We start from the raw sequence: 26,145 nt of genomic DNA on the forward strand, positions 1-26,145 counted from the left end.
TATATTTTAATGCAACTTTTTTGTCAGTCGTATATTAGTGTTTTCCCACTTGTTAAATGCAGGTAACAACCTCTTCGTAAGTACGAGGTTGTTATGGAATCACTCTCCCAGTTACAAATGGATATGACAATGAATAAGAAACTTTTAGCGCTAGCAATTTCTGGTGCAGTATTTGGTACACAGGCAGTTGCGGTAGAGCTTTATAACGAAGACGGTACAGCCTTCTCTGTTGGTGGTCACGTTTCTGTAAACCTGAATGGTTCAGAGAAAGGCGATACGGATGTTGGTACAAACTCACCACGTATCAACTTTAATGCTACGCAAGAATTAGGTAATGGCTTCACAGCTGACGCTAAAGGCGAATGGGCGCTTAATTACCTAAACGGTGGTGATGAGTCGTTTACTACTCGTCTTGGTTACGTAGGTTTAACTCATGATGAGCTAGGTCGTGCTGTTGCAGGTACGCAGTGGGCGCCATACTACGATGTAGCTTCAGCTACTGATATGCCGATCGCTTTCGCGAACGATTTCTTATACGACAACCACGGTGCGCTAGGTACTGGTCGTGCAGACAAAATGGCAAGTTACCGCAACGGATTTGATTTTGGTGAAGCGGGTGAGCTTAGCTTTGGTCTAGGTTGGCAGGGCAGCAATGATGTAACAACTGACACTGAAAATGTTGTTGGTGGTGTTGTAATTACTCGTCGTTCAACTGTGTCTTACGACGATCGTATTCAAGCGACTCTTGGTTACTCAATCGCTGGTGTTAAATTGGGTTATGCCTTCAACACTGGTGACTTCAAAGAGGGTGGTGTTTCTAAGACGGCTGAATCTCACCTAGTTTCTGCTGCATACGGTTCTTACGGTTCAGGTTTATACCTAGCAGGTATCTACGCTTCAAACGAAAACATGAACGTAGGCCTTGAAGAAAGTGATGCATATGAATTGCTAGCGGCTTACGCTTTAGCGAACAGCTTAAACTTAAGCGTTAACTACGAAGTTGTTGAAGGCGAAGCGACGAAAGGCGCGGCAACACAAACTGACCGTGAAGAGCTAGCTCTACAAGCTGAATACAACTTTACGAGTAATGTTGTTGGCTACACTGGCTATCAGTTTGATCTAAACGATGCTGACAACAGAAAAACTGACGACAAGTGGACTATTGGTGCTCGTTTCTACCTATAAGTCGCGACTCATTGAGTTTGACCACTATTATGCATAGTGTTTACTCCTTAAATTTACCTTTTCGGATACTGTCCTAGACACCATGCTAAGCCCTCTCAAGCCTTTTGGTTTGAGAGGGCTGCTTTCGTTCTATACGCATCTGTTTTAGCTTTTCCTTCATGTTACCCAGCCATTTATTTCATCTACGTAGCGATGGTCTACGCAGCGATGATCTACGTAGCTATGGCTCTTGTCATTAGTTCTTATACGTCGCGATCTTCGAATAAAAGTATTTAAATCATTTAATTGAGCTAAAGATCAGAATTTAGATATTGGTAACCATCTTGACGAAGATTCTCTTTTAATGATGCGGTAAACTCTGCGCTCCAAAAAACAGTTTAGGGACAAACTATGAGCAGCGTTGTAGATCAGGAGCAATTGATGAATTCGAAACGAACAGCAACACCCAGCAAAGTACTGTGTATTGGGCGCAATTATGTTGATCACATCGAAGAGCTTAATAATGTTATCCCTGACTCTATGGTGGTGTTTAATAAGCCGAGCACTAGCGTTACGTCTTCTCTATTATCTTTCCATCAAGAAACGTTACATTATGAAGCTGAAATCTGCTTCATTGTTGAAAACGGTGAATACTCTGCCGTGGGGCTAGGTTTAGACCTTACCAAACGCGAGTTACAAAGTAGTTTGAAGGCAAAAGGTCTGCCTTGGGAACGTGCTAAAGCTTTTGATGGTTCTGCTGTTTTTAGTCGCTTTGTTCCCATAGATAACTTGGACCTCTCTGACTTAAACATAGAGTTATTTATTAACTGTGTCCGCGTTCAAAAAGGGCATGTTGAACAGATGCTTTATTCCCCACAGACCATCCTCGAAGAGTTATCTTCTTATACGACTTTGCTTGACGGTGATGTTGTGATGACGGGCACTCCGAAAGGTGTTGGAGAGGTACATCAAGGTGATATTTTCCTTGGTCGTCTAAAGTGTGGCGAAACCACTGTGATTGAGATCGAGTGGGTAGCACGTTAATTAGTCTTTTTTATTTAGTTAATAAATTGGTTTTACTGTTCATTGATGGTGTTTAATTCGATCAATTTAATACCTAGCAACTGATTGCATCTGGAAGGGTGTTAGTAATTGATATAAAATTCGCCTCCATTTTTATCAATACTGAAACCCATGATCGATTTAACCATCCTACCTGTTTACCTGACGGCCGTTGTAGCTCTTCTCCTTTTACCAGGCCCTGATATGTTACTTATCGCGAGTTCAAGCATGAGCTATGGCCGTAAAGTCGGTGTGTTTGCGAGCTTAGGTAATGCGACTTCTGGAATTATCCTGACAGTATTGGCAGCAATGGGCGTTTCAGCATTGATTGCGATGAGTCCAGTGGCTTTAAAAGCTCTTCATCTATTAGGCGGTGCATACTTATTAAAGATGGGGTGGGATTGTCTTCGAACAGAACAGGGCAGTGCGCCTGAGTTAAGCGACAACCGTGCTGCAAAAGCGTACTACCAACGAGCACTTATTAGTAACCTGCTTAATCCTAAAGCGTTGGTTTTTTTCGTGATGTTCTTACCGCAGTTTGTATCGACGAGTATTGAAGCGACTTCGGGTGAGCAGATGCTCGTTTTGGGCTTATTGCTGAATGTGCTAGGTTTGACGTTCAACTTTTTACTTGTGGCGTTAGTGGGTACTATTGGTAAATCTTTGGTAGAAAATGCTAAGTTTCGTACCTATCAGCAAAAAGTGATGGGCGGAGTTTTCATCGTGTTAGCGGTGTGGATGTTGTCTTCTTTCTTTACCTCGTAGACTGCAACTCAAACAGTTTATTGGGGTTGGCCGCCGATACAAAAATGGACGCTTCGAGCGTCCATTTTTTATGTCTATCAGTTACATATTGTACTTCATTGAACTGATGTTTTGAAAGAATGATGAGCTAAGAGTTCAGCTCTTTCTGGTGTTGTTCGATGAGCTTATCCATGTACTCTTCACCGCGCTTGCGAGTATCGTCATAGGTTTCTGTCCCTTCGAACTTTGTTACCGTCTCATAATAAACCTTAACTTTTGGCTCTGTACCTGAAGGTCTTACGATAATGCGTGAACCATCCTCGAGGTGATAGATGAGTACGTCACTTGCAGGCAGGTTAATGGCTTCAGTATTGCCTCCAATGACGAAGCGTAAAGAAGACTGCAGATCTTCAATCACAGAGATAGCGACACCGTTAATCGCTTTAGGCTGTGCTGAGCGGAGCTTAGAACCAATCGATGGTGAATCTGGGTCTAGGGCAATACTTCGCTGCGCGTTGGTATGAACCCCATGTTCAAATGAAATTTGAGCGAGAAGATCCCAAACGGTTCGCCCTTGAGATTTTAACTCCTCAACCAGTTGAGCAAACACGACGATAGCAGACAGCCCATCTTTGTCTCGTACCTGAGTACCAATTGTGTAGCCTAATGCTTCTTCATAGGCGAACAAGAACTCGTTTTTCTCATCTTCTAATTGCATGCCAATATTCGCTAACCATTTAAAGCCAGTCAGCGTTTGGAAGTAAGTCGCACCATGGGATTGAGCCACTTTCTCAAGTAGAGTTGAAGATACGATACTGTTACCAACTAACTGGTTTTTAGTGTGTGGCTTTGATAGCAAGTAGTGCGCGAATAACACACCCACTTGGTCACCCGTGAGCATTTTATAGGAAGCATCTTCAGTTCTGACTTTATCATCGGTTCGAACGGCAACCGCAAATCGGTCTGCATCTGGGTCATTAGCGCAAGCGATGTCGGCATCGACACTTTTTGCTAAGTTAACCACAAGATCCATCGCGCCTTTTTCTTCCGGGTTGGGGAAGTTCACGGTTGGGAAGTGACCATCTGGCTCTCTCTGTTCGGCAACACTGAACACCTTATGGAAACCAGAATCATGAAGTAGATCTTCCGCCATTTGTGCGCCGACACCATGCATAGCGGTATAGGTGATGGTGGTGTTCGCCGATTCGATCTCTTTACTCACGTGTGGGCTCTGGTTGATCGCAGCGCGGTACGTTTGATAATAGCCTTCAGTTAACCATACCAACTTACCTTGTGTTTCAGCGTCACTAAGGCTCATCAATGGGATGGCCTTGGTCGATGCGATGTCTATTTCAGCAGCAATGCCTGCATCATGAGGGGGAATGATTTGAGCGCCATTCTCCCAGTACACTTTGAAGCCATTGTACTCCGGCGGGTTGTGGCTCGCCGTCACTACAACCGCCGCTGCCGCGTTGAAGTGCTCAATACCAAAGGCAACGATAGGTGTCGCTGCAACATTCGAAGTTAGGTAAACCTTAATACCTAAACCGGTGAGTACAGAAGCTGTATCAATTGCGAATTGCTTTGAATCTAAACGGCCGTCGTAGCCAACCACTACACCACGCATAGAGGCATTTGCGACATGTTCAATTAAATAGTGGCCAAGGCCTGTGGCCGTTTCTTGTATGACCAAGCGGTTCATTCTATTTGGGCCGCATCCGACTTTGCCGCGCAGTCCCGCTGTTCCGAATTCTAATCGTTGAATAAAGCGGTCTTCAAGTTCATCGTGCATTCCCTCATCGATAAGGTATTGAAGCTCTTCACGAGTTCTTGGGTCTGGGTCTCTCGCTAACCAGTTCATTGCATCTTGCATAATCACTAAACCTTTTAATATCGGGGTGTCTTTCTGTTGATTTAATTTAAATGATACTGATTATCATTTCTATGAAAGCAATCGTAAAACTCAATTTAAAATAAATTCCAACAGTAAGGGGAAGGCATATGGGTAAAGCCACTTCAAATAATTGACTGTTTAATAAGTAAACTTACCTTGAACAATTGGATATCACTAACTAGCCTTTTACATAAATATAACAAAACTTAACAAGTTCGTCGTTTTTGAATCTTTAGTGGAAACTTCCAACGCTTATGATCCGTATTGGTTCTTAGGTTGAGATGAGGTCAGCAGCCCGTTTACAGGCTAGCTCCATGTGAGTTGTAGATTGAGATTCAGCTTTTCATGTGCAGTTGGAATAACAATGAATGTTGTCTGGCTCGGAATGACACATAGCTCGTAATGACATGTAGTTCGTAATGAAACGTAGCTCGCAACGAAACAGAGCTCGCAACGACATTTAGGTCGCAAGTATCCAATTAGGAAGGATAAGGAGAGATCTTTTGAAAAGATTACTGGTTAGGCTAGGGTGGCTTTTGAAAAGTTTTGTTATGGTTTTGGTATCGCCTTTGGTGCATGCCAGCACTGAATACAATATGACTCAAGGTGTCACTGAGATCAGCGGTAAGGTATACGAACTTCATATGCTGATCTTCTACATCTGCTGTGCGATTGCTTTTGTTGTTTTTGGAGTGATGTTCTATTCGATTCTGAGGCACAGAAAGTCGAAGGGTGCGGTTGCTGCCCATTTTCACGAAAGCACGAAAGTAGAAATTCTTTGGACCATCATTCCTATTATTATCCTTATCGCTATGGCGATACCCGCCACTAAAACCTTGATAGCGATGGAAGACACCTCCCAATCAGATCTGACCGTTAAAATCACAGGGTCACAATGGAAATGGCATTACAGCTATTTTGGTGAAGACGTTGAGTTTTTCAGCCTCCTAGCAACCAGTGATAAAGAGATTGAAGGCATCGAAGTGAAAGGCGCCCATTACCTGCTAGAAGTTGATAAGCCGCTTGTACTGCCTGTTGACCGTAAAGTCCGTTTCTTGATGACTTCCGACGATGTGATTCACTCATGGTGGGTGCCAGCATTCGCCGTTAAGAAAGATACCATTCCGGGTTTTATTAATGAGGCTTGGACAAAGATAGATGAGCCCGGTGTCTACCGAGGGCAGTGTGCAGAGTTGTGTGGCCGCGCTCATGGGTTCATGCCGATAGTGGTGCATGCCATGGAAGAAGACGATTTTGACGCATGGCTAGCAGAACAGAAAGAGTTGGCGATAGCCGAACAACAAGCCGCGAAAGATGCATTAGATGCGTCACTTTCTTTGGAAGAGTTGAATACCATCGGTGAAGAGGTTTACAAAACTCGATGTGCGGTTTGTCACCAAGCAAACGGTGAGGGAATTCCCGGAGCATTCCCTGCCATCAAAGGAAGTCCTATTGCCCTTGGTGATGTCGATGTTCATATCGACACCATTGTTTATGGTCGTGGCGGAACGGCGATGCAAGCATTCGATAATCAGTTAACCGAGAAAGAGATCGCAGCGGTAGTGACTTATCAACGAAATGCTTGGGGTAATAACACCGGCGATATTGTTCAGGCTTTAGATATCAACGCTTATAAGGCGAAGCAAGAAGGCAGTTCTGAAAGCTCAACGGATGATGCACAAAATGATGCTAAGGATCAGTTATGAGTTCACCAATCAATAAGCCGGTGAAATCGGCTCCAGCAGAAGACCAAGCATTGAGCCATTCTGCGGAAGGTACACTAGGCAATAATGATTTGCCTGTTGATGATCACGACTCACATGCGGCACCCAAAGGTTGGGCGCGTTGGCTGTACTCAACCAATCATAAAGACATTGGTACATTATATCTTTGGTTCAGTTTTGCGATGTTCTTAACGGGTGGTGCGATGGCGATGGTCATCCGTGCTGAGCTATTCCAACCCGGGTTACAACTTGTTGAGCCAGATTTCTTCAATCAGATGACTACAGTCCATGGTTTAATCATGGTATTCGGTGCCGTGATGCCAGCATTTACGGGCTTGGCTAACTGGATGATCCCGATGATGATCGGAGCTCCAGATATGGCGTTGCCGAGAATGAACAACCTCAGTTTCTGGATTCTGCCTTTTGCATTTTTAATCTTGATCGGATCTTTGTTTACTGAGGGAGGCGGGCCGAGTTTTGGTTGGACATTTTATGCTCCGCTCTCAACAACTTATGGTCCAGACAGCACCGCGCTATTCGTATTCTCAGTTCATATTATGGGGATCAGTTCGATCATGGGGGCGATTAACGTGATCGTAACCATAGTGAACATGCGCGCGCCGGGTATGACTTGGTTCAAGCTACCGATGTTCGTATGGACATGGTTAATTACCGCCTTCTTACTAATAGCCGTGATGCCCGTGCTCGCGGGGGCTGTGACCATGGTACTGACTGACAAATATTTTGGGACAAGCTTCTTTGATGCCGCTGGTGGTGGGGACCCAGTGATGTTCCAGCACATATTCTGGTTCTTTGGGCACCCCGAAGTGTACATCATGATCTTGCCTTCTTTTGGTATTGTCTCAGCCATCATTCCAGCATTCAGTGGCAAGCGTCTGTTTGGCTACCACTCTATGGTGTACGCGACTTGTAGTATCGCATTGTTGTCATTCTTGGTTTGGGCGCACCACATGTTCACCACGGGTATGCCAGTATTTGCCGAATTGTTCTTCATGTATTGCACTATGCTGATTGCGGTGCCGACCGGGGTGAAAGTCTTCAACTGGGTGGCGACCATGTGGCGGGGTGCTTTGACCTTTGAGACGCCAATGCTGTTTGCGATTGCCTTCATTGTTCTGTTTACGATTGGTGGGTTATCCGGATTGATGCTCGCTATCGTGCCTGCTGATTTCCAATACCACGATACCTACTTTGTTGTAGCTCATTTCCACTATGTTCTGGTGACAGGTGCTGTGTTCTCAATTATGGCCGCCGCTTATTACTGGCTACCGAAATGGACTGGGCATATGTACGACCACAAGCTCAGCCTGTGGCATTTCTGGACGTCGGTGATTTCAGTCAATGTACTGTTCTTCCCGATGCACTTTTTAGGGTTAGCGGGTATGCCGCGTCGTATTCCTGATTACGCGATTCAGTTCGCCGACGTTAACCAAGTGGTGTCGATTGGTGGTTTTGCCTTTGGGTTGTCTCAGCTGATTTTCTTATGGCTGGCTATCAAGTGCGTAAGAGGCGGAGAGCCTGCGCCAAGCAAGCCTTGGGATAGAGCTGAAGGTCTTGAATGGACAGTACCAAGCCCTGCGCCTCACCACACCTTTACTCATCCACCTAAAGTGGATTAGAGGATAGAACCATGAGTGATAAGCAAAGCGATCCCAATCAAGATAAAAAACAACCAAAGCGCCTGTCTAATAAGCGATCGACCAAAAAGCTGACGGGTTATTTGATGTTGGGCGTGGTTGCGATGTTTGGCTTCGGTTTCGCTTTGGTGCCGCTCTACGATGTGATGTGTGAGGCCTTAGGCATTAATGGCAAAACTAATACTGTTTCAGCGGTGCAACCTCAGGGAATGCAGCCTGATTACTCTCGTACTGTTCGTGTTGAATTCATGTCGCACATTAAGCCAGATATGCCGTGGCAGTTCTCGCCTGAAGTTCGAGTGTTAGAGGTTCACCCTGGTGAAGTGGTTCAAACTAACTACATAGCTAAAAACCTATCTGGAGCCTCATTGGTTGGCCAAGCCGTACCATCGGTTTCTCCAGGTATGGGGGCAACTTACTTCAATAAGATGGAATGCTTTTGCTTTAGTCAGCAGCCATTGGACGGGTACAAGACCGCTGAAATGGGTTTGATATTTTACATCGAGCCCGATATTCCAGAATCGATACATACACTCACGCTCTCATATACGCTGTTTAACATCACGAGTCAGGTGAGTGGAAAGGCAAGTAAGCCTGAAGTGAGTACATCAACATTGAGCACACTACAATCTGGCTCACCAAAAGCGAGCACACTCGCAAGTAACTAGGGATTTACAGAACCAGTATCAACATAAGGAGTTGAACGATGAGTTCTAAAAAGGAAGTTTATTTCGTTCCACATCAAAGTCACTGGCCATTAGTGGGTGCTGTAGCACTGTTTTTGGTCGCGGTTGGTGCTGGCTTGACGGTGCAAAATATGGGCACCGACGCAGCCGGTGGTGTATTTGGCAAAGCGGTGTTGTTAGTCGGGTTTGCTGTGCTGCTTTACATGCTCGCAGGTTGGTTCAGCAATGTGATCACAGAATCATTAAGTGGCGTTTATTCTGAGCAGATATCTCGTTCTTTTAGACAAGGAATGAGTTGGTTTATTTTCTCCGAAATCATGTTCTTCGGCGCTTTCTTTGGCGCGCTTTTCTATGCTCGTATGATTTCTGTACCTTGGATTGGTGGTGCGGGTAATAATGAAATGACCCATGAAGTATTGTGGCCGATGTTCCAATCGATATGGCCATTAACGACTACCCCTGATGGCGTAACGACACAAGCCATGCCTTGGCAAGGTATCCCGCTTAAGAACACCATTATCCTGCTGCTTTCCTCTGTGACGCTGCACATGGCACATATCAGTCTTGAACAAAATAAGCGTATGGCTTTGATCGTCTGGTTGGAGATAACCATTGTTCTGGCTGGCTTCTTCCTGTTCTTTCAAGTTGAAGAGTATCTTCACGCTTATCAAGAGATGGGGCTGACACTTCAGTCTGGTATCTACGGCAATACCTTCTTCTTGTTGACTGGGTTCCATGGTTTGCATGTCTGTTTAGGAACTATCTTTTTGATCGTGTTGCTGGCAAGGGTTGCGAAAGACCACTTCACTCCGAAAGACCACTTTGCGTTCCAAGCGGGCAGTTGGTATTGGCACTTTGTTGATGTTGTTTGGTTAGGCCTGTTTGTATTTGTTTATGTGCTTTAACGGTTGAGCCTATAGGGGATTAATAGGGGCGAGGGTTGGGAGTTATCACTCCTGATCCCAGAGCAAGTAATAAAAGTAGCACGACAACGGCTGACCACATGACACGACGCCCCAAGAAGTGACTGAGCCTTTTTCCATTGTGTTTTCCCGAGGCGATTTGGATTAGACCTTTCATCAAATTGAAAGCGATGAAGAACAGCAAAGCGACTAACACAATTTTAAACAACAACACAAAGGAAGATGACGCCATAGTGATAACTCCAAATCGATTGATTGATGATGAACACAAGTTCCGCAGTAAAGGTTTTTGGATAGCGGTTGTTTTAACTGTGGTTTCAGTCGGCATTTTAATCAAGTTAGGTTTGTGGCAGTTAGAGCGTGGTAACGAGAAATTGCGTTATGAACAGCAATTATCAGAAAGAGCGCAGCAATCGTCTAGGTCATTGGATGCGGTTATCTCTGAATGGAAGGACTCGCGTATACAAGCGCAAGGTGCATCTGAACAGCTGTTTTTAAATGGTTTGAAGGTTGATGTGGAATTGAAAGCACCAAGTGGTTTAGTGGTTTTGTTAGACAACCAGATTAACCAAGGAACGGTAGGGTATATGATTTACATGTTGGGCGAAGTTCCAACACAAGATGGAAGAAAACAACTGTTGATTGATCTTGGGTTCGTTGCAGCTAGCCGTGACAGAAGAGAGCTACCCCAATTAGGAAGCATCACACTACTAACCAATCTGTCAGGGCGTTTGTACACACGTTCGTTGAACCCTCTAAGTCATGAGTTGGGATTAGAAAATACGACACCGAATAGAATCCAAAACTTAAACATAACAGCGTTATCACAGTACACAGGACAAGAAGTGCTGCCCTTTGTCTTCCAACCTCAGAGTTTAGATTCATGGCCCTATGAAATGTTATGGCGTCCAACGGCGATGAAATCTGAGAAGCATTTTGGTTACTCATTTCAATGGTTTGTTATGGCTGCGGTACTTTTGTTTTTGACGATGTTGATTGGCTATCGGTACCTAAAAGCAACACCTATCACGAGGAATAAGGATGGATAAATCTCAAGCACAAGTGAACAGGGAAATTACCGAGGCAAACATGGCTGAGCTCAGAAGCCGTCGTACTAAAGGGCGCTTGGTATTAATTGGACTTGTTTTAATTTTCGCTTTGCCTGCCATTATCGCCAAAACTGTGCTGGACCAGAATTGGTATACCTCCGGTGTCACTAACTCAGGCGAATTGGTAGAACCAAGAACCACGCTTGCGGATTTCGGCGTAACGGTACCCATGGCTGGAGAAGGGTGGTTAGTGGGTTATATCGCTCCTACAGAGTGTGAAAGCTTGTGCGAACAACAACTCCATTATTTGAATCAAAGCTATTTGGCGTTAGGGAAAAACAAAGAGCGAGTGACTGCCGTTGTTTTTGTCTCAGAAGGTAATTCGTTGTCGGGTTCGCTCAACAAGCCGGATTTATCTTTGTTAGCTGGTGGTGATCAGTTAAGTACTGAGTTTTCGCCTGCTTCGATTGTCATTATTGACCCACTAGGGCAGTTGGTCATGGAGTACAAAAGCGTTTCTGACCCGTCTCAGTTAGTTAGTCAATCTAAAGGCATGATTCATGATTTAAGAAAGCTGCTTAAGCTGTCACGAGTTGGGTAGTTAATCAGCTTAAGTTGATACGCTTGAGTTGATGCGCTTTAGCAAATTGCGTTAATGCTGAGTGTTGTTAGCGAAAAGGGAATAAATATAGGGAGATAAACGATGCAGAATAGAGCCCCTGATTTACTCATACACATGATGAGATTAACGATTTTATTAACCCTTACCGTGATCGTGCTCGGCGCTTATACCCGTTTGTCGGATGCTGGTCTTGGCTGTCCTGATTGGCCAGGGTGTTACGGCAAGATAACCGTTCCTTCTGATGCCCAAGCAGTGAATCAAGCCAATCTACAATTTCCAGAACGTGCTCTCGAAGCAGACAAAGCGTGGATAGAGATGATCCATCGCTACTTTGCAGGAACATTAGGGCTGCTTATCTTTGTCGTTGTTGCTTGGTGTATTAAAAAGAATATAACAGCTGCTGGTCTTCCGTTACTTATCTCTGCAACCGTGATACTTCAGGCTTTGCTTGGAATGTGGACGGTGACTCTCAAGTTGATGCCCGTTGTGGTTATGGCACATTTGATGGGGGGCTTCACGCTACTGTCGCTGTTGTGTCTGCTCTACTGTCGTTTGTCTCAATTTCAAAGCCGTTTTGGTGAGGCTACGTATACTTCGTCACTTAAGGTTTGGACGCTGTTCGGGCTACTCATTGTGGTCGGGCAGATACTGCTTGGTGGTTGGACATCGTCGAACTATGCCGCGTTGGTGTGTACACAGTTACCCATATGTGAAGGTAACTGGATGAGCTATCTCGACTTCAAAAATGCGTTCGATTTTGCTCAACACGGCCATGATAACTATGAGTTTGGTGTGTTGGAATATCCCGCAAGGCTCACCATCCATGTCATGCACAGGTTCGGGGCTATTGTGGCGACGTTAACGGTGCTGATGATCGTGTACCAGCTATGGAAATTTGGCCAAGTGCCTCACCAAAAGCTGAGCGTGATTGTCGCAATAGTCTTGGTTACTCAAATCAGCCTTGGAATCAGCAATGTATGGTTTCATCTGCCAATATCAGTCGCGGTTTTGCATAACCTAGTCGCAGCGATGTTGCTAATCAGCATGGTGGTGACCAATTTTGTCGTGTGGCAACGCAAACCGAGTGAGAGCTTGGTGAAGAACAGTGTATTACAAGGAGGTAAGCATGGTCAGTAGAACGTCAACACAACATGGAGTGGTGGTTCAAGGAGTAGCCTCAACTCCTAAGATAACAGCTAACAACGACATCGCTTTAAGTAACGAAACAGCAGCAAAAAACAAAGCTACTTGGAAGATCTATTTAACACTGACCAAGCCTAAAGTGGTGGCTTTGATGCTGCTAACTGCATTGGTTGGAATGTGTTTGGCTGTGCCGAATGGATTGCCTTTGCAACAAACTCTGTTCGGGATGATTGGGATAGGGTTAATGGCTGGTTCGGCAGCTGCGTTTAACCATTTGATCGACAAAAAGATCGATGGACAAATGACTCGAACAAATCGACGACCTTTACCATCCGGTGAACTGAGTAGTGCGCGCGTGTTCAGCTTTGCCGCGGGTATTGGCTTACTTGGTTTCGTCACGCTTGTGGTGTGGGTCAATCAACTCACCGCTTGGTTAACCTTTGCAAGCTTATTGGGCTACGCGGTGATCTATACCATGTACTTGAAGCGAGCGACGCCACAGAACATCGTAATTGCAGGGATCGCAGGCGCTATGCCTCCGCTTTTGGGCTGGACGGCAGTCACCAACGAGCTGCATTCAAACGCTTGGTTGTTGGTGATGATCATCTTTATCTGGACCCCTCCGCACTTTTGGGCATTGGCAATTCACCGTCGTGACGAGTATGCCAAAGTGAGCATCCCCATGCTGCCTGTGACCCACGGAATCGAATACACCAAGACTTCTATTTTGCTCTATACCTTGTTGCTTAGCATCGTGTGTATATTGCCTGTATTGGTCGGCATGAGCAGCTGGATATATCTGAGCGCTTCATTGATACTCAACGGTGGGTTTGTTTATCACGCTTGGGTACTTAAGTATCGTGATGAGCCTAACATGGCGATGAAGACCTTCAAGTTCTCCATTTATCATCTTATGATTTTGTTTGTTGCTCTGTTGGCGGATCATTATTTGCTCTGATAGCTCTGATAGCTCTGATAGCTCTGATAGCTCTGATAGCTCTGATAGCTCTGATAGCTGTATATAGTTCTATATAGCTCAAAACAAGGTTATTCCCATATCAAAACCAAACCTTTGGTTTCCACTAACCAAACCCTGACATGTCATGTATGAAAAGCCGGACAATTGATTGGCATGAATTATATAAAGGAACCGGTAATGGAATTCACTGAGCAAGATAGAGATGCTTTGTACCAAACGTGGATGTCACAAAAATCTCGAATGCGAATTACGCAGATGGAGTTTTCAAAAAAGCTAGGGATGAACCAGTTGGATTTTTCACGAGTGCTAAGAGGGGAGAAAGCATTAACCATGTCTTTCGTTAGTCACTTCTGTCGTTTGCTTCATTTGGATCCAAGGAATGTGCTCCCTTCACTTAAAGAAGACAATGAATCCGGGCCCAAAGTGGTTTATCTGAAAAGTAGAATGAGTGTTGATGGTGAGATCCAAAATGCTTATATCGAAGGCAATCAGGTGATCGTAGAGTATGCACATACCGTTCAGAACCATTGATTTTAGATCGAACTCTGAGTTTTACCTCTTTTTCTACAACTTTTTCACTTAGGGTATGACATACTTACTTAATCCCTTGATTTACTTAAGTGCGTTATGAAACCTTTAAAAGTCCTTTTGCTTGTTGCAACCAGCATGTTTTTGTTTGGTTGTGCAGGCGGCCCAATTAAAACCGCTACTAAATTCACCAGTTATGAAGATTTTCGACCTGGCCCTGATGGAGGCGTTGATTTAGTTTGGGCAAGGATAGGGCTGCGTGACGAACAACGTTTGAAATCCAAGTTAGACGCTTATGACTCTGTGGTGATCGACCAAGTCTTTGTGTTGGCAGAAGAAGGCACATTAGATCAGGAAGACATTCAGGAGCTCACAGATCATATGGTGAGCCGTTTGGAAGCGAAAATATCGCCTCATAAAACGATTGTCGATGAACCAACAGGGAACACGCTACGTTTGAGTATTGCCTTAAGTAATGTTGAAACGCCCAATCCGATCTTAGCCGTGACAAGCAGTGTGCTGCCGTTTGGCCTTGCGATGTCGACTATATCTAAGGTGACGACAGGCGAGCACACCAACGTTGGGAGCGCCAGTGTTGAGCTATTGGTCAGTGATGCGCAAGACGGCACTCCATTGTTTGCAGCTATCGACCGCGAAGCGGGTAACAAAGACTTTTCTACTATGATTGATTCGTTAGATGATGCCAAAGATGCGATCAACTATTGGGTTGAACGTTTAGGTGATACTCTACAGAACATCGACGACGTCTAGAAAGAGCTTGTAATGCTAGAGAAAGAGAACCTAATTAAGCTAGCCAGAATGCAAATGCCATTTGGCAAATACGCTGGCCGAACCTTGATTGACCTACCTGAAGAATACTTGCTGTGGTTCGATAAAAAGGGCTTCCCACAAGGTGAGTTGGGCGATCTAATGCAGCTATGCTTAGCACTCAAGATTGAGGGCTTAGATTCTGTGGTGCAACCGCTTAAATATGACTATTAGCCCTAGTCGCATCTCACAGTCATAAATCAACATCCCATCCAAATAAGTGACGAGTTGTTGTGGTTTTCTGAGGAACACTCAATACAGAGGCAAGAACTGAATCTTGCCTTTCTAATTTAACCCACAAGAGTCGCTGTAGCTGTAATATTGCCCCCTTAACACCTTTCCTCAACGCTCCTGTCTTCATTATTAATTATTAGTCATCCACCATGTTCATTAATGACGAGTTCAGAATCGACTAGCTTTAGCTTCCCCCTCAGTGACCTGTACACACAGGCAGTTTATTGCGTATTGAATCAACCATGGCCTAAAGAAGAGTGGCTTTTAACTCTGAATGAGCACTAATAAAACGAGAGTTTAATTTTAAGGTATTGATTAATATTTAGATTGATGGATGGCTAAGAATGGTAACGTGCCCTACATCGGCGGTAATGTGTGCTTGCACGTTTTTACACTTAATGTTGAGACCCACTTTTATATTAAATGCGTAGCATTCAGTTGGTTATAAGCAACCTTTTTGATATATTGACTGGGTGAATTCGTACTTGCACGATATTAAAATGTTAGCACTATTAATGATTATGGAGTTTTCGTGGAAAAAATAGTTCAAAAATTTAGCATATCTAGCCTCTTTGGTTGCCAGAATGTATCACTTACTTTTAGTGACAAGGAATTAATATTAATAGGAGAGAATGGCAGCGGTAAAACGACTGTAATGAATATGTTTTATCATATGTTAAAGGGTGATTTTAATAAGTTAGAAAAGTATGATTTTAATAAAGTTATCCTTGAATTCACTAACGAATCTAAAATCTCCTTTTCTAAGTATGATTTAGAATTGTTTAATAGACATAATAATCGTAGAAATAGTCTGTCTCAAATGAAAAGAAGGCTTGGGGGAGTGTTTGACCATTCTAAAGAATATAAACAAGTCCTAAAAGAAATTGAAACTAATCAAATAACAGTTAAAGATGTTGAAGATGGTTTGTTAGTTGAACGTCTGGACTATGCAAGCCATAGGTTTGTAGATGATATTAATAAAGATTTTGCATTATTAATAAACCATCCTGCATCTATGTTTAATGAATTCAATCAAATTTTAAAGGACACCCTTTCTGATATTGAAATACTTTATTTCCCTACTTATCGAAGAGTTGAAGAAGATTTAAAAAACCTTGAGATTGATATCGATTTAGATGAAGAATTAGAATTTGAAATTAAAGGTAATTCTGAAATACCAATTCAATTTGGCATGAAAGATGTCAAAGATAGATTTGAAGAAATAAAGGCAGAAGTAGCGAGGCTATCAAGTAAAGGTTTAAATACATTATCAGCAGAAATTCTTCGCCAATTGGTTAGGGGGGATTTCACAGCTAAAGCAGACGTGTTGAATATATCAGAAGAAGATGTAAAAGTTGTAATTAGTCGTTTAGGTGAGACCTTTGATGAAGAAGATAAAGCTAGAATTTTAAATGCAGTAAAGAGTGGTGTATATCCAGAGTCTGATAATATGCTTGTCTATTTTTTAAGTAAATTGGTTGAAGTATATGAAGAACAAAAAGAAATCGACATATATACTGATAAATTCACCTCGGTTTGTAATAAATATTTAGAACAAACAGAACTAGTATATAATAAGTCAAATATAGAAATCTACATTAATAGTAAAAAGTCTAAAAAAGAGATAGATTTGAATGCATTATCTTCAGGTGAGCAGCAAATTGTATCTCTTTTTTCTAAAATTTATTTAAATTCAGAGAAAAGGTTCATAGTACTCTTCGATGAGCCAGAATTATCATTATCTATATTTTGGCAGATGTTATTGCTACCAGATATAGTTGACTCTGGAAAGTGTGACTTGTTAATGGCGGTTACACATTCTCCTTTTATTTATGATAATGATCTTAAACATAAGACTGAAAATTTGAGTGATAGTATTTCCATAATAGATATGGAGTGCACTGATGAAGAATAAGTTGGATGCACAAATGGAACGCTCCGCAACGGTAATTGCTTATCAAAAATTTCAGTTACTAAAGAATAAAAATGAATATGCATTCTTTTTTGTTGAAGGAGAAGACGATCTACTCTATTACCCTTTGAAAGCTAGAGGGAAATATAATGAAAAGCAAATAATGCCTTTGCACTGCGGTGGCAAAAAAGGAGTCCTAGAAATACATGAAATGACAAAAGATGATATAAGTGAACAGCGAGTTATTGGTTATTTTATTGATAGGGATTTTGATGATAATAGTAACGTGTGTAATACCATTTATGTAACGCCTAGTTATGCCGTTGAAAACCTAGTTTATAACAAAACAACGTACGTAAACTATTTACATGAAAGGTTCAACCTGAACATTACTGATGCTGAATATACTAAAGCGATGTGTTTTTATCAAAAATTAACAACTGAGTTCTATGAAGCTTTAAGTTTATACAATGCATGGATGTTTACACAGCGTAATTTATGTCATGAACGTAAAAACAAAAGTTTAAGTTTTCCTAAAAATATCCCTGACGATTTTATTCATTACTCACATGATCAAATTACTGCATGTTATACACTTGAAGATATTAAAAATCGCCACGAAAATGCGCCTGAAATAACAAATGAAGAAATTGAAATTAGCTTGGATTTTTTGACTAAAGAACCCCTAGAAAAAACTCTAAGAGGAAAATTTCATTGGGCTATATTTTCTTTTATTTTATCTTACTTAATTGAAGACGCAAATAAAAAGAAGGACAAAAAAATAATGAAAAATAAGGTTAAATTTACCATATCTAAAAAAGATAGCAGGAAGCTATTTGAAGAGATTCATCCCTTTTCAACAGCTCCAAATTGTTTGGATAAATATTTTGGAAACATCGCAGCATAAAGTGCTAACAAATAAGGCTTAAGGTGTTGCGCAGCCAACACTAAATCCCAAGTGTTGAACAAGCCCGAAGCCACTTTGTTAAGTAAAAATTGTACGATTGCATTTGAAGGGCACATCGCTTTGTGGCTTTTCTCAAGGCGAGCGAGGTCAAGATAAGGTTGCGATAGCAATCTTATCAACCAGTTAGCTGTTTTTCGTTTCTTTCGTCGTCACATCTCCTCTGTTTTTTTTTGATGCCATTCTCCCTATTATCAATGCCTTTTGGCCAGGTGGCTCCGCTCACTTCTACGCATGTCAAAATCGACAACCATAAATTGGGCATCGTGACCGAGTTTATTGAGTGTTGTTACCTAATAATGTGCAGATGTGGATGCAAGTTTCGTTGTTGGCTGTGGGTATGCAGGCGTTATAGCTCAGGTCAGATTCACCTTCTGAAAAGTCATAACTACGTTAATCACGTATAGTTTTGCTATGTGTACGTCACTTGCGTATACTCTGTGTATGAAAAGTGTATTTGTCGAATCGACCATATTTGAAAAGTACCGTAATGAATATCTCAGCGATGATGAGTTTAGGCTTTTTCAAGCTGAGTTAATGTCTAACCCAAAACAGGGGGACGTGATTCAAGGTACAGGTGGTTTGCGAAAGATTCGAGTTGCAAGTAAAGGTAAGGGCAAGCGTGGCGGCTCTCGTGTTATCTATTACTTCCTCGATGAAAAGCGTCGTTTCTACTTGCTGACAATTTATGGCAAGAATGAAATGTCCGATTTAACTGCAGATCAAAAGAAACAATTAAAGGCTTTTATGGAGGCGTGGTGTAATGAGCAATCGTGACCTATTTGCAGAGTTAAGTACTGCTCTTGTTGAGGCTAAAGAGCATTCAGAGGGTAAACTCACTCTTAAAACTCATCAAGTTAACGATATCAGTGAGTTAGATATTTCACCTAATGAAATCGTGAGTATCCGTGAACAGTTTAATATGTCGCGTGGTGTGTTTGCGCGTTTACTGCATACATCATCCCGAACATTAGAAAACTGGGAACAAGGGCGTAGCGCACCAAATGGACAAGCTGTGACCCTTCTAAAATTGGTTCAGCGTCATCCGGAAACTCTTTCGCACATCGCTGAGCTATAACAAATAAGGGCTAGGGTGTTGCGCAGCCAACACTAAATCCCAAGTGTTGAACAAGCCCGAAGCCACTTTATTAAGTAAATTGTACGATTGAGTATGAAGGGCGCACCGCTTTGAGGCTTTTCACAAGACGATCGAGGCCAAGGTAAGGTCGCGATAGCAATCTTATCAACCAGTTAGCTGTTCTTCGTTTCTTTCGTCGTCACATCTTCTGTTGTTTCGCCTGTACAATTCTCCATATACCGTTCCTGCGCAGAAATTGCCAAATTTGATCGGTTCTATTCTTCGATGAGTAACATCCAAACCAAGGTTGTGGTGCTAGTTCCCATTTTTTCTCTATGTGACGAAAAGTCTTTAGCTCTCTATTTTTTGTGTATGCGTTTTGTAAAGGCTGTAGTGTGGTAAAGAGCTTTTATCTATCGTTGCGTAAGACATTATCTAGCCAGGATAGTTTGAAGAGCTGTGTTCTTACTGTGTCTGATAACTGCACAATCGATAATGTGTAAATAATGTTATACAGGGTGTTTTAAATATAAAACACAAAATAAATTGCGTTTTTTTTTAATTAGTGATTGAAACTGTGGTTTTTACTAGTTAAGTTACAGGGAACAAGAAGATAAATGCTGATGGAAAGTGACGTGAGATAACGTGCATTCAGCCTCAAGGATAGAAAATAGGAAGAAGTAAGCAATGTTCCAGACTGATGATGTAAGAATTAACAAAGTAAAAGAGTTATTACCACCTGTTGCTGTTTTAGAAAAGTTTCCAGCGACAGAAATTGCTTCTTCTACAACCTTTGAAAGCCGCAAAGCGATCCATAATATTTTAGAAGATAGCGATGATCGCTTACTTGTTATTGTTGGCCCATGTTCTATTCATGATACAGAAGCTGCGCTTGAGTACGGTAAACGTTTGAAAGTGCTACGCGACGAACTAGGCGATAACCTTGAAATCGTAATGCGTGTTTACTTTGAAAAACCACGTACCACCGTTGGCTGGAAAGGTCTAATCAATGACCCGTACATGAACGACACGTTCAAACTAAATGACGGTCTTCGTCTAGGACGTAAGTTACTACTTGACCTAACTGATATGGGAATGCCTACGGCGAGCGAATTCTTAGATATGATCACGCCGCAATACGTTGCCGATCTAATCAGCTGGGGCGCAATTGGCGCACGTACGACAGAATCTCAAGTTCACCGTGAACTGGCTTCAGGCCTATCTTGCCCAGTTGGCTTCAAGAATGGTACGGATGGCAACATCAAGATCGCAACAGATGCAATTCGCTCTGCAAGCGCTTCTCACCACTTCTTGTCGGTAACTAAATACGGCCACTCAGCGATCGTTGAAACCGCAGGTAACCCTGATTGTCATATCATCCTACGTGGTGGTAAAGAGCCAAACTACAGTGCAGAGCACGTTGGTAAGATTAAAGAAGAGCTAGAAGCTTCAGGTCTTCCACAGAAAGTGATGATTGATTTCAGCCACGCGAACAGCTCAAAGCAGTTCAAGCGCCAAATGAACGTTTCTGATGACGTAAGTGCACAGATCTCTGGTGGTGATAAAGCCATTTTTGGTGTGATGATTGAATCTCACCTAGTTGAAGGTCGCCAAGACTTAGTTGACGGTAAAGCGGCGACGTACGGTCAATCTGTTACTGACGCATGTATTGGTTGGGAAGATACTGAAACAGTACTTCGTCAACTTGCCGGTGCTGTTGAAGCCCGTCGTAACAAGTAATCTAATTATTCAGCCAGTCGCCAAGCGGCTAAAAATTCAAAGCCCTTATTAGCAATCGCTAATAAGGGCTTTTTTGTGGTTCTTAGTTGTAAACGGAAAGTGCCTTGGACTCTTAAATAAGAAAAGACAGTAGCTCGTCGACTTTAAGTGATAGCAAAGCTCTATCTTGTCTGGTTTCTACATTAAGGCGTATTAATGGCTCGGTATTAGACTTTCTTAAGTTGAAGCGCCATGTGCCCATATTCATGCTGAGCCCGTCTGTGTGATCGATCTCAACGGCATCAACTTGATAGTGCGACAACACACAAGCCATGACTTGTTCTGGGTCTGAAACTCTGCGATTGATCTCTCCCGAAGAAGGGAATCTATCCATACTCGAACTGGTCAATTGATGAAGAGATTGTTGAGTCTCACCGATTAGTTCAATCACTAAGAGCCAAGGAATCATTCCTGAATCGCAATACCCAAAATCACGGAAATAGTGGTGCGCACTCATTTCACCACCGTACACTGCGTTTAATTCTCGCATCTTCTCTTTGATGAGCGCATGCCCAGCTTTGACTGCAACAGCCTCCCCACCAAGCTTATTGGCGACTTCAATTGTGTTCCATGTCATACGCATATCGTGTAATACAGTGGCGTTAGGCTCTTTTAACAAAAATGCTTCAGCGAGCAACCCGACAATATAGTAACCCTCAATATAATTGCCTTTTTCATCAAAGAAAAAGCAGCGGTCAAAATCACCATCCCACGCAATTCCTAGATCGGCCGAATGTTCTAGCACAGCATTTCGAGTCGCTATTTGGTTTTCTATAATCAATGGATTGGGAATACCATTAGGGAAATTTCCGTCAGGAGTATGGTGAACCTTGATGAAGGTGATAGAGGCACTGAGTTCGTTAAATTTCTTCTCCAAAGCATCAATGACATGTCCTGCGACACCGTTCCCTGCGTTCACCACAATTTTCATAGGTGAAAGCTCAGAAGGAGATATATAAGAGAGTAGGTGGTCTACATAAGGGGCGAGAATACTGGTCGATCTACTAGAGTTACTTGGTTGTGCATGAACGAACGGTAAATTGCAGTTCAGTTCTTGATTGAGTATTTTAATGCGTCGTTTGATTTCATCTAACCCACTGTTTTTACTTATCGGGCTAGCGTCCAAGCCGACCAATTTCATTCCGTTGTAATTAATTGGGTTATGGCTTGCCGTAATTTGGATTCCGCCAATGGCGCCAAGGTGGCGAGTTGCAAAGTAGACTTCTTCAGTCCCTGTCATTCCAAGGTCAACGACGGTTATTCCAGACTCGATTAAGCCTTTGGTCATGGCTTCTTGTAATGAAAGGGACGTTTCTCGGTTATCACGACCAATCACCACTTGAGCCAAGCCATCGAATGAGGCTTCAGGTGTCGTGGATAGGGCGTATTCTCCAAATGCTTTGCCGAGCAGGTAGGCAAAGTACCCATTGATTTGGTCACCAATGATGCCGCGAATATCGTTGTTCTTAAAGCAGTTAAGGTCTAATGTTGGTTTCACTTGATTGTCGCCGCTTTATTTCGATTTGTTGTTCTGAGACGAAGAAGCTTGTTGGTTTCGAACGTCTCGCCCATAGCTGTCTTGATATCGAATGATATCGTTTTCACTTAAATGACTACCGGTTTGTACTTCAATCATTTCGAGAGGTGAGTCTCCAGGGTTCTCAAGGCTGTGGATATGGCCTAACGGAATGTAAGTGGATTGATCTTCTTCGACGAGATACGTTTTCTCATCGTTGGTTACTTTCGCAGTACCTGCCACTACAACCCAATGCTCCGCTCTATGGTGATGCATTTGCAACGAAAGCCTATGGCCAGCGTTGACTGTAATGCGCTTCACTTTGTCTCGTTTGCCTAGATCGATCACGTCGTATTTACCCCAAGGCCTAAAGACCTCGCGATGATGGACATGCTCCGTTCGACCAGCCTGATTCAGTTGGCTAACAATCGACTTAACACCTTGAACTTCGTCTTTGTTCGCAACCAATATTGCATCTTTGGTTTCGACAATGATCAAATTGTCGACACCTACAGTCGCGACCAGCTTATTTTCCGCATGAATGTAGTTGTGTTGAGAATCGACGGTTAATACATCACCTTCAATGACGTTATTGTGCTCATCTCTGTCGCTTACATCCCAGATAGCAGACCATGAACCGATGTCATTCCAACCTACATCCATTGGGATCACTGCGGCGTGTGAGGTCTTCTCCATCACGGCATAATCGATGGAATCACTCGGGCTGCTTTTGAATGCTTCTGCATCAATACGGATAAAGTCGAGGTCGGTATTTTGCTTTGCAAGAGCGAGTTTACAAGCCGCCAATATCTCGGGGTGGTGTTCGGCGAGTTCTTCAATATAACGAGATGCCTTAAACATGAACATGCCACTGTTCCATAAGTACTGTTCTGAGCGGATGTACGCTTCTGCAGTTTCTCTATCTGGCTTTTCTATGAAGCATTCAATGGTGTAGGCGTGATGGACTGATTGCACTGTAGTGTTGGTTTCTATTTGCAGGCTAGAGGGAAGTGGTTGGCCTTGTTTGATATAGCCATAACCCGTTTCTGGCGCGTTGGGTGTTATGCCGAATGTCACCAGTTTGCCTTGCTTCGCGTAATCAACACCACGACTGATCACTTGTTGGAATTCAGAGGTGTTAGCGATGTGATGATCAGCAGCCAGTACTAATAAGATCGGGTCTGATGCATCCTGCTCATTATTGGCTGATTTACCTAAGGCTTGTAATGCCGCTAATGCGATGGCTGGAGCCGTGTTTCGACCGACAGGCTCTAGCAGAATACCACTATGTTGGATGTTAGCCGATCGAGCTTGTTCAGCGGCAATAAAGCGGTGTTCTTCATTACAGATAATGAATGGAGCTGCGCACTTGCTATCCGTTAGATAGTCCTCAAGACCTTTCAAGCGTTGAAGCGTTTGCTGAAGCATTGATTGTTCGCCAGCAATGTTGAGGAATTGCTTAGGGTAGAGCTCGCGAGACAGAGGCCAGAGGCGGCTTCCGGAGCCGCCAGCTAGAATGACAGGTAAAATCATAAAGTGGTAATTAGGTGTATTTGAATACTGGCGCCATGTTACCACGCTTCACTCTGTTTATTTATCGATAACCAGTTTACTTATCAATAACCGACTTACTTATCGATAACCCATCGACTTAACGACAAGCTATAAACGATAAGCAATATAGATGTGCTTCTTAATGGCCTTCTGAGTTGGAAAAGACCATACCTTGAGCTTCGCCAAAATCTTGAGGATCGATCTTGAGTGTTTGTGTTGGGAAGGCAATATCAGCATTGTGCTTATGAATAATCGCCAACACCTGCAGCAGGACATCTTGCTTAACTTCGTGGTATCTAACCCAGTTAACCGTTTTGGTGAAGGTGTAGATAAAGAAATTAAGGGTTGATGGACCAAACTTATCAAAGTTAACGATCAGCGTCTGTTTTGCATCAATGTCAGGGTGTGTTTCGAGCATGGATCTAACTTCATCAACAATTAGAGCCAGTTTGTTCGCATCTTGGTAACGCAGCCCAAAAGTCTCATTGATTCTGCGGTTCAACATTCTTGATGGGTTCTCCACCACAATGTTACTGAACACAGAATTCGGTACGTACAAAGGGCGCTTATCAAAGGTTCTAATGATGGTCATGCGCCAGCCAATGCGTTCGACTGTGCCTTCGATTTGACGGTCTGGTGAGCGTATCCAATCGCCAACTTTAAACGGGCGGTCGAAGTAAATCATCATTCCGCCAAAGAAATTCGACAGTAGATCCTTTGCTGCCAAACCGACGATCAAGCCACCCACACCACCGAAGGTGAGTAAGCCCGATAGGCTCAGACCAAATGCCTGCATGATGGTCAGGCCGCCCATCACCATAAAGAACAAGCGAGCGACTTTCGCGATAGCTTGTACTGTGGTTTCGTCTCTGGTTTTCTGTTCTAAGACGTACGCTTCAGTGTTGGTGATCATTCGCAAGGTAAACCAAACGAAGGTACAGATAATTAATATGTGCTTAAGTGTTTTTAACCAATTAATTTCATTGCCAAACTGATCTTGAAGGATTAACCCCACAGAGACAGTTGCAGGCCAACACCAGAGTAATGTACTGACAGGTGTTTTTAGCGCCTCTAGCAGTAGGTCATCCCAGTGGAATGGGGTTTTCTGAACCAGAATTTCTAAGCGATTATGGATAATTCGCCAAGCGACCCAAGCGAGAAAGCTCGCAATAGTGATGAATAGGACGCTGTTTGCCCAATCACTATGGCTCTGGTTAATGTAGGTTTGTACTTGGGTTATGAATTCATTCATTGTGTGTACTGCCGCAGAAATAGTGGGTTAGAAATTAGCAGAAATCACTTTTGTTCTCTACCTTTATAAATCAAGCGATTAGCTGACAATTGTATCTCTATATGGATATATAGTCGTTTTTTTGTATGAAGACAATTTCATTATTTGTTTTCGATGCTACGTAGCTTTGTAAGTGGAGTAATAAATGAATGACAAACAATATGCAGTTATTGGCTTGGGACGTTTTGGTCTCTCTGTTTGTAAAGAGCTACAAAGTTCAGGCTCACAGGTACTCGCCGTTGATATTGATGAAGAGCGAGTGAAAGATGCGGCGGCTTTTGTTTCTCAAGCGATTGTTGCGAACTGTACAAGCGAAGAGACAGTTAAAGAGTTAAGGCTCGATGAATATGACATGGTGATGGTGTCGATAGGCTCTGACGTTAACTCAAGCATTCTAACGACCTTGGTCGTTAAAGAGTCAGGCGCAAAAGCAGTCTGGGTGAAGGCCAATGATAAGTTCCACGGCAAGATTCTCTCTAAGATTGGTGCTGACCACATCATTATGCCCGAACGAGATATGGGGATTCGTGTCGCGCGTAAAATGTTGGATAGACGCGTTCTTGAGTTTATCGACCTTGGCAGTGGCTTAGCGATGACGGAAATCGTTATTGGTTCTAACTTGTTGGGTAAGAAACTTGGTGACCTTAAGCTGTGTAAAGAAAATGGTGTTGAGGTACTTGGCTTTAAGCGAGGCCCGAACTTAACGAAAGCACCAGAACTGGATGTGAGTTTAGAAATTGGGGATGTGGTGATCATAGCTGGGCCGAAAGAGACTTTATCTAGAAAGCTACGCAATTGGTAATTGGTAATCGG

25 protein-coding genes are annotated in these 26,145 nt (G+C 43.0%); 20 read left to right on the forward strand and 5 right to left on the reverse strand.

What is annotated here, in order from left to right; translation table 11 throughout:
• Positions 1-129: 129 nt before the first annotated feature.
• From ACED25_RS03375 to ACED25_RS03385, 3 genes are all read left to right on the forward strand, one after another.
• Positions 130-1,185, forward strand: a complete 1,056-nt coding sequence (locus tag ACED25_RS03375; RefSeq protein WP_269334689.1) for a porin — start codon at positions 130-132, stop codon at positions 1,183-1,185.
• A gap of 390 nt (positions 1,186-1,575) precedes the next feature.
• Positions 1,576-2,208, forward strand: a complete 633-nt coding sequence (locus ACED25_RS03380) for a fumarylacetoacetate hydrolase family protein (RefSeq protein ID WP_371694618.1) — start codon at positions 1,576-1,578, stop codon at positions 2,206-2,208.
• Between the two features lie 150 nt (positions 2,209-2,358).
• The gene (locus tag ACED25_RS03385) at positions 2,359-2,991 is read left to right on the forward strand and encodes a LysE family translocator (RefSeq protein ID WP_017100941.1); all 633 of its coding nucleotides are present in this window, start codon (positions 2,359-2,361) and stop codon (positions 2,989-2,991) included.
• A 127-nt stretch (positions 2,992-3,118) separates the two neighbouring features.
• On the opposite strand, the gene ACED25_RS03390 is transcribed toward ACED25_RS03385, so the two are convergent.
• Positions 3,119-4,843: a phospho-sugar mutase gene (locus tag ACED25_RS03390; protein ID WP_371694619.1), complete on the reverse strand. Its 1,725-nt coding sequence runs from the start codon at positions 4,841-4,843 to the stop codon at positions 3,119-3,121.
• Between the two features lie 524 nt (positions 4,844-5,367).
• On the opposite strand from ACED25_RS03390, the gene coxB reads away from it, so the two are divergent.
• The 4 genes from coxB to ACED25_RS03410 are packed head-to-tail and all read left to right on the forward strand — an operon-like array spanning position 5,368 to position 9,837.
• Entirely contained in the window at positions 5,368-6,570 is a 1,203-nt protein-coding gene (gene coxB / locus ACED25_RS03395; protein ID WP_371694620.1) for a cytochrome c oxidase subunit II, read from the forward strand.
• Positions 6,567-8,228: a cytochrome c oxidase subunit I gene (gene ctaD, locus ACED25_RS03400; RefSeq protein WP_012600328.1), complete on the forward strand. Its 1,662-nt coding sequence runs from the start codon at positions 6,567-6,569 to the stop codon at positions 8,226-8,228. The genes coxB and ctaD overlap by 4 nt, the downstream gene beginning before the upstream one ends.
• Positions 8,229-8,239: 11 nt before the next feature.
• Complete coding sequence (locus ACED25_RS03405) at positions 8,240-8,914, forward strand: cytochrome c oxidase assembly protein (protein ID WP_371694621.1); 675 nt, start codon at positions 8,240-8,242, stop codon at positions 8,912-8,914.
• A gap of 38 nt (positions 8,915-8,952) precedes the next feature.
• Entirely contained in the window at positions 8,953-9,837 is an 885-nt protein-coding gene (locus tag ACED25_RS03410) for a cytochrome c oxidase subunit 3 (RefSeq protein WP_017097020.1), read from the forward strand.
• 19 nt (positions 9,838-9,856) lie between these two features.
• On the opposite strand, the gene ACED25_RS03415 is transcribed toward ACED25_RS03410, so the two are convergent.
• A complete protein-coding gene (locus ACED25_RS03415) occupies positions 9,857-10,087 on the reverse strand; it encodes a DUF2909 family protein (protein WP_371694622.1) in 231 nt (76 codons plus the stop codon).
• Here ACED25_RS03415 and ACED25_RS03420 point away from each other — a divergent pair.
• From ACED25_RS03420 to aroG, 12 genes are all read left to right on the forward strand, one after another.
• Positions 10,026-10,904: an SURF1 family protein gene (locus tag ACED25_RS03420; protein WP_371694623.1), complete on the forward strand. Its 879-nt coding sequence runs from the start codon at positions 10,026-10,028 to the stop codon at positions 10,902-10,904. The two genes, ACED25_RS03415 and ACED25_RS03420, sit on opposite strands and share 62 nt — an antisense overlap.
• Positions 10,897-11,505 (forward strand): hypothetical protein, encoded by a 609-nt coding sequence (locus tag ACED25_RS03425; protein WP_102504076.1) that lies wholly within the window; start codon positions 10,897-10,899, stop codon positions 11,503-11,505. The genes ACED25_RS03420 and ACED25_RS03425 overlap by 8 nt, the downstream gene beginning before the upstream one ends.
• Before the next feature lie 102 nt (positions 11,506-11,607).
• A complete protein-coding gene (locus ACED25_RS03430; protein WP_371694624.1) occupies positions 11,608-12,663 on the forward strand; it encodes a heme A synthase in 1,056 nt (351 codons plus the stop codon).
• Positions 12,653-13,627 carry a heme o synthase gene (gene cyoE, locus ACED25_RS03435; protein ID WP_371694625.1) on the forward strand — a complete coding sequence of 325 codons (975 nt, stop codon included), beginning with the start codon at positions 12,653-12,655 and terminating at the stop codon, positions 13,625-13,627. Before ACED25_RS03430 ends, cyoE begins: the two co-directional genes overlap by 11 nt.
• Before the next feature lie 198 nt (positions 13,628-13,825).
• Positions 13,826-14,179: an XRE family transcriptional regulator gene (locus ACED25_RS03440; RefSeq protein ID WP_135383695.1), complete on the forward strand. Its 354-nt coding sequence runs from the start codon at positions 13,826-13,828 to the stop codon at positions 14,177-14,179.
• Positions 14,180-14,275: 96 nt separating this feature from the next.
• Complete coding sequence (locus ACED25_RS03445) at positions 14,276-14,947, forward strand: DUF3313 domain-containing protein (protein WP_065678179.1); 672 nt, start codon at positions 14,276-14,278, stop codon at positions 14,945-14,947.
• A 12-nt stretch (positions 14,948-14,959) separates the two neighbouring features.
• Positions 14,960-15,178: a DUF3820 family protein gene (locus ACED25_RS03450; protein WP_009845653.1), complete on the forward strand. Its 219-nt coding sequence runs from the start codon at positions 14,960-14,962 to the stop codon at positions 15,176-15,178.
• Between the two features lie 592 nt (positions 15,179-15,770).
• Positions 15,771-17,153, forward strand: a complete 1,383-nt coding sequence (locus tag ACED25_RS03455) for an AAA family ATPase (RefSeq protein WP_371694626.1) — start codon at positions 15,771-15,773, stop codon at positions 17,151-17,153.
• Positions 17,143-18,057, forward strand: coding sequence for a DUF4435 domain-containing protein (locus tag ACED25_RS03460; RefSeq protein ID WP_371694627.1), 915 nt, complete (start codon positions 17,143-17,145; stop codon positions 18,055-18,057). Before ACED25_RS03455 ends, ACED25_RS03460 begins: the two co-directional genes overlap by 11 nt.
• A gap of 501 nt (positions 18,058-18,558) precedes the next feature.
• Positions 18,559-18,891, forward strand: coding sequence for a type II toxin-antitoxin system RelE/ParE family toxin (locus ACED25_RS03465; protein ID WP_371694628.1), 333 nt, complete (start codon positions 18,559-18,561; stop codon positions 18,889-18,891).
• Positions 18,878-19,192, forward strand: coding sequence for a DNA-binding transcriptional regulator (locus tag ACED25_RS03470; RefSeq protein ID WP_009845645.1), 315 nt, complete (start codon positions 18,878-18,880; stop codon positions 19,190-19,192). Before ACED25_RS03465 ends, ACED25_RS03470 begins: the two co-directional genes overlap by 14 nt.
• A gap of 687 nt (positions 19,193-19,879) precedes the next feature.
• Positions 19,880-20,932 (forward strand): 3-deoxy-7-phosphoheptulonate synthase AroG, encoded by a 1,053-nt coding sequence (aroG, locus tag ACED25_RS03475; protein WP_012600346.1) that lies wholly within the window; start codon positions 19,880-19,882, stop codon positions 20,930-20,932.
• Positions 20,933-21,044: 112 nt separating this feature from the next.
• Here the strand turns inward: aroG and ACED25_RS03480 are convergent, their stop codons facing one another.
• The 3 genes from ACED25_RS03480 to ACED25_RS03490 form a co-directional block, all read right to left on the reverse strand.
• Entirely contained in the window at positions 21,045-22,469 is a 1,425-nt protein-coding gene (locus ACED25_RS03480) for a phosphomannomutase CpsG (RefSeq protein WP_371694629.1), read from the reverse strand.
• A gap of 15 nt (positions 22,470-22,484) precedes the next feature.
• Positions 22,485-24,020, reverse strand: a complete 1,536-nt coding sequence (locus ACED25_RS03485; protein ID WP_371694651.1) for a mannose-1-phosphate guanylyltransferase/mannose-6-phosphate isomerase — start codon at positions 24,018-24,020, stop codon at positions 22,485-22,487.
• Positions 24,021-24,180: 160 nt separating this feature from the next.
• The gene (locus tag ACED25_RS03490) at positions 24,181-25,293 is read right to left on the reverse strand and encodes a mechanosensitive ion channel family protein (protein WP_371694630.1); all 1,113 of its coding nucleotides are present in this window, start codon (positions 25,291-25,293) and stop codon (positions 24,181-24,183) included.
• Positions 25,294-25,477: 184 nt separating this feature from the next.
• Between ACED25_RS03490 and ACED25_RS03495 the strand changes: the two genes are divergently transcribed.
• Positions 25,478-26,134, forward strand: a complete 657-nt coding sequence (locus ACED25_RS03495; RefSeq protein ID WP_371694631.1) for a TrkA family potassium uptake protein — start codon at positions 25,478-25,480, stop codon at positions 26,132-26,134.
• Positions 26,135-26,145 lie beyond the last annotated feature (11 nt).

This window comes from Vibrio sp. 1F263 (assembly GCF_041439035.1).
Classification (GTDB): Bacteria; Pseudomonadota; Gammaproteobacteria; order Enterobacterales; family Vibrionaceae; genus Vibrio; species Vibrio tasmaniensis_A.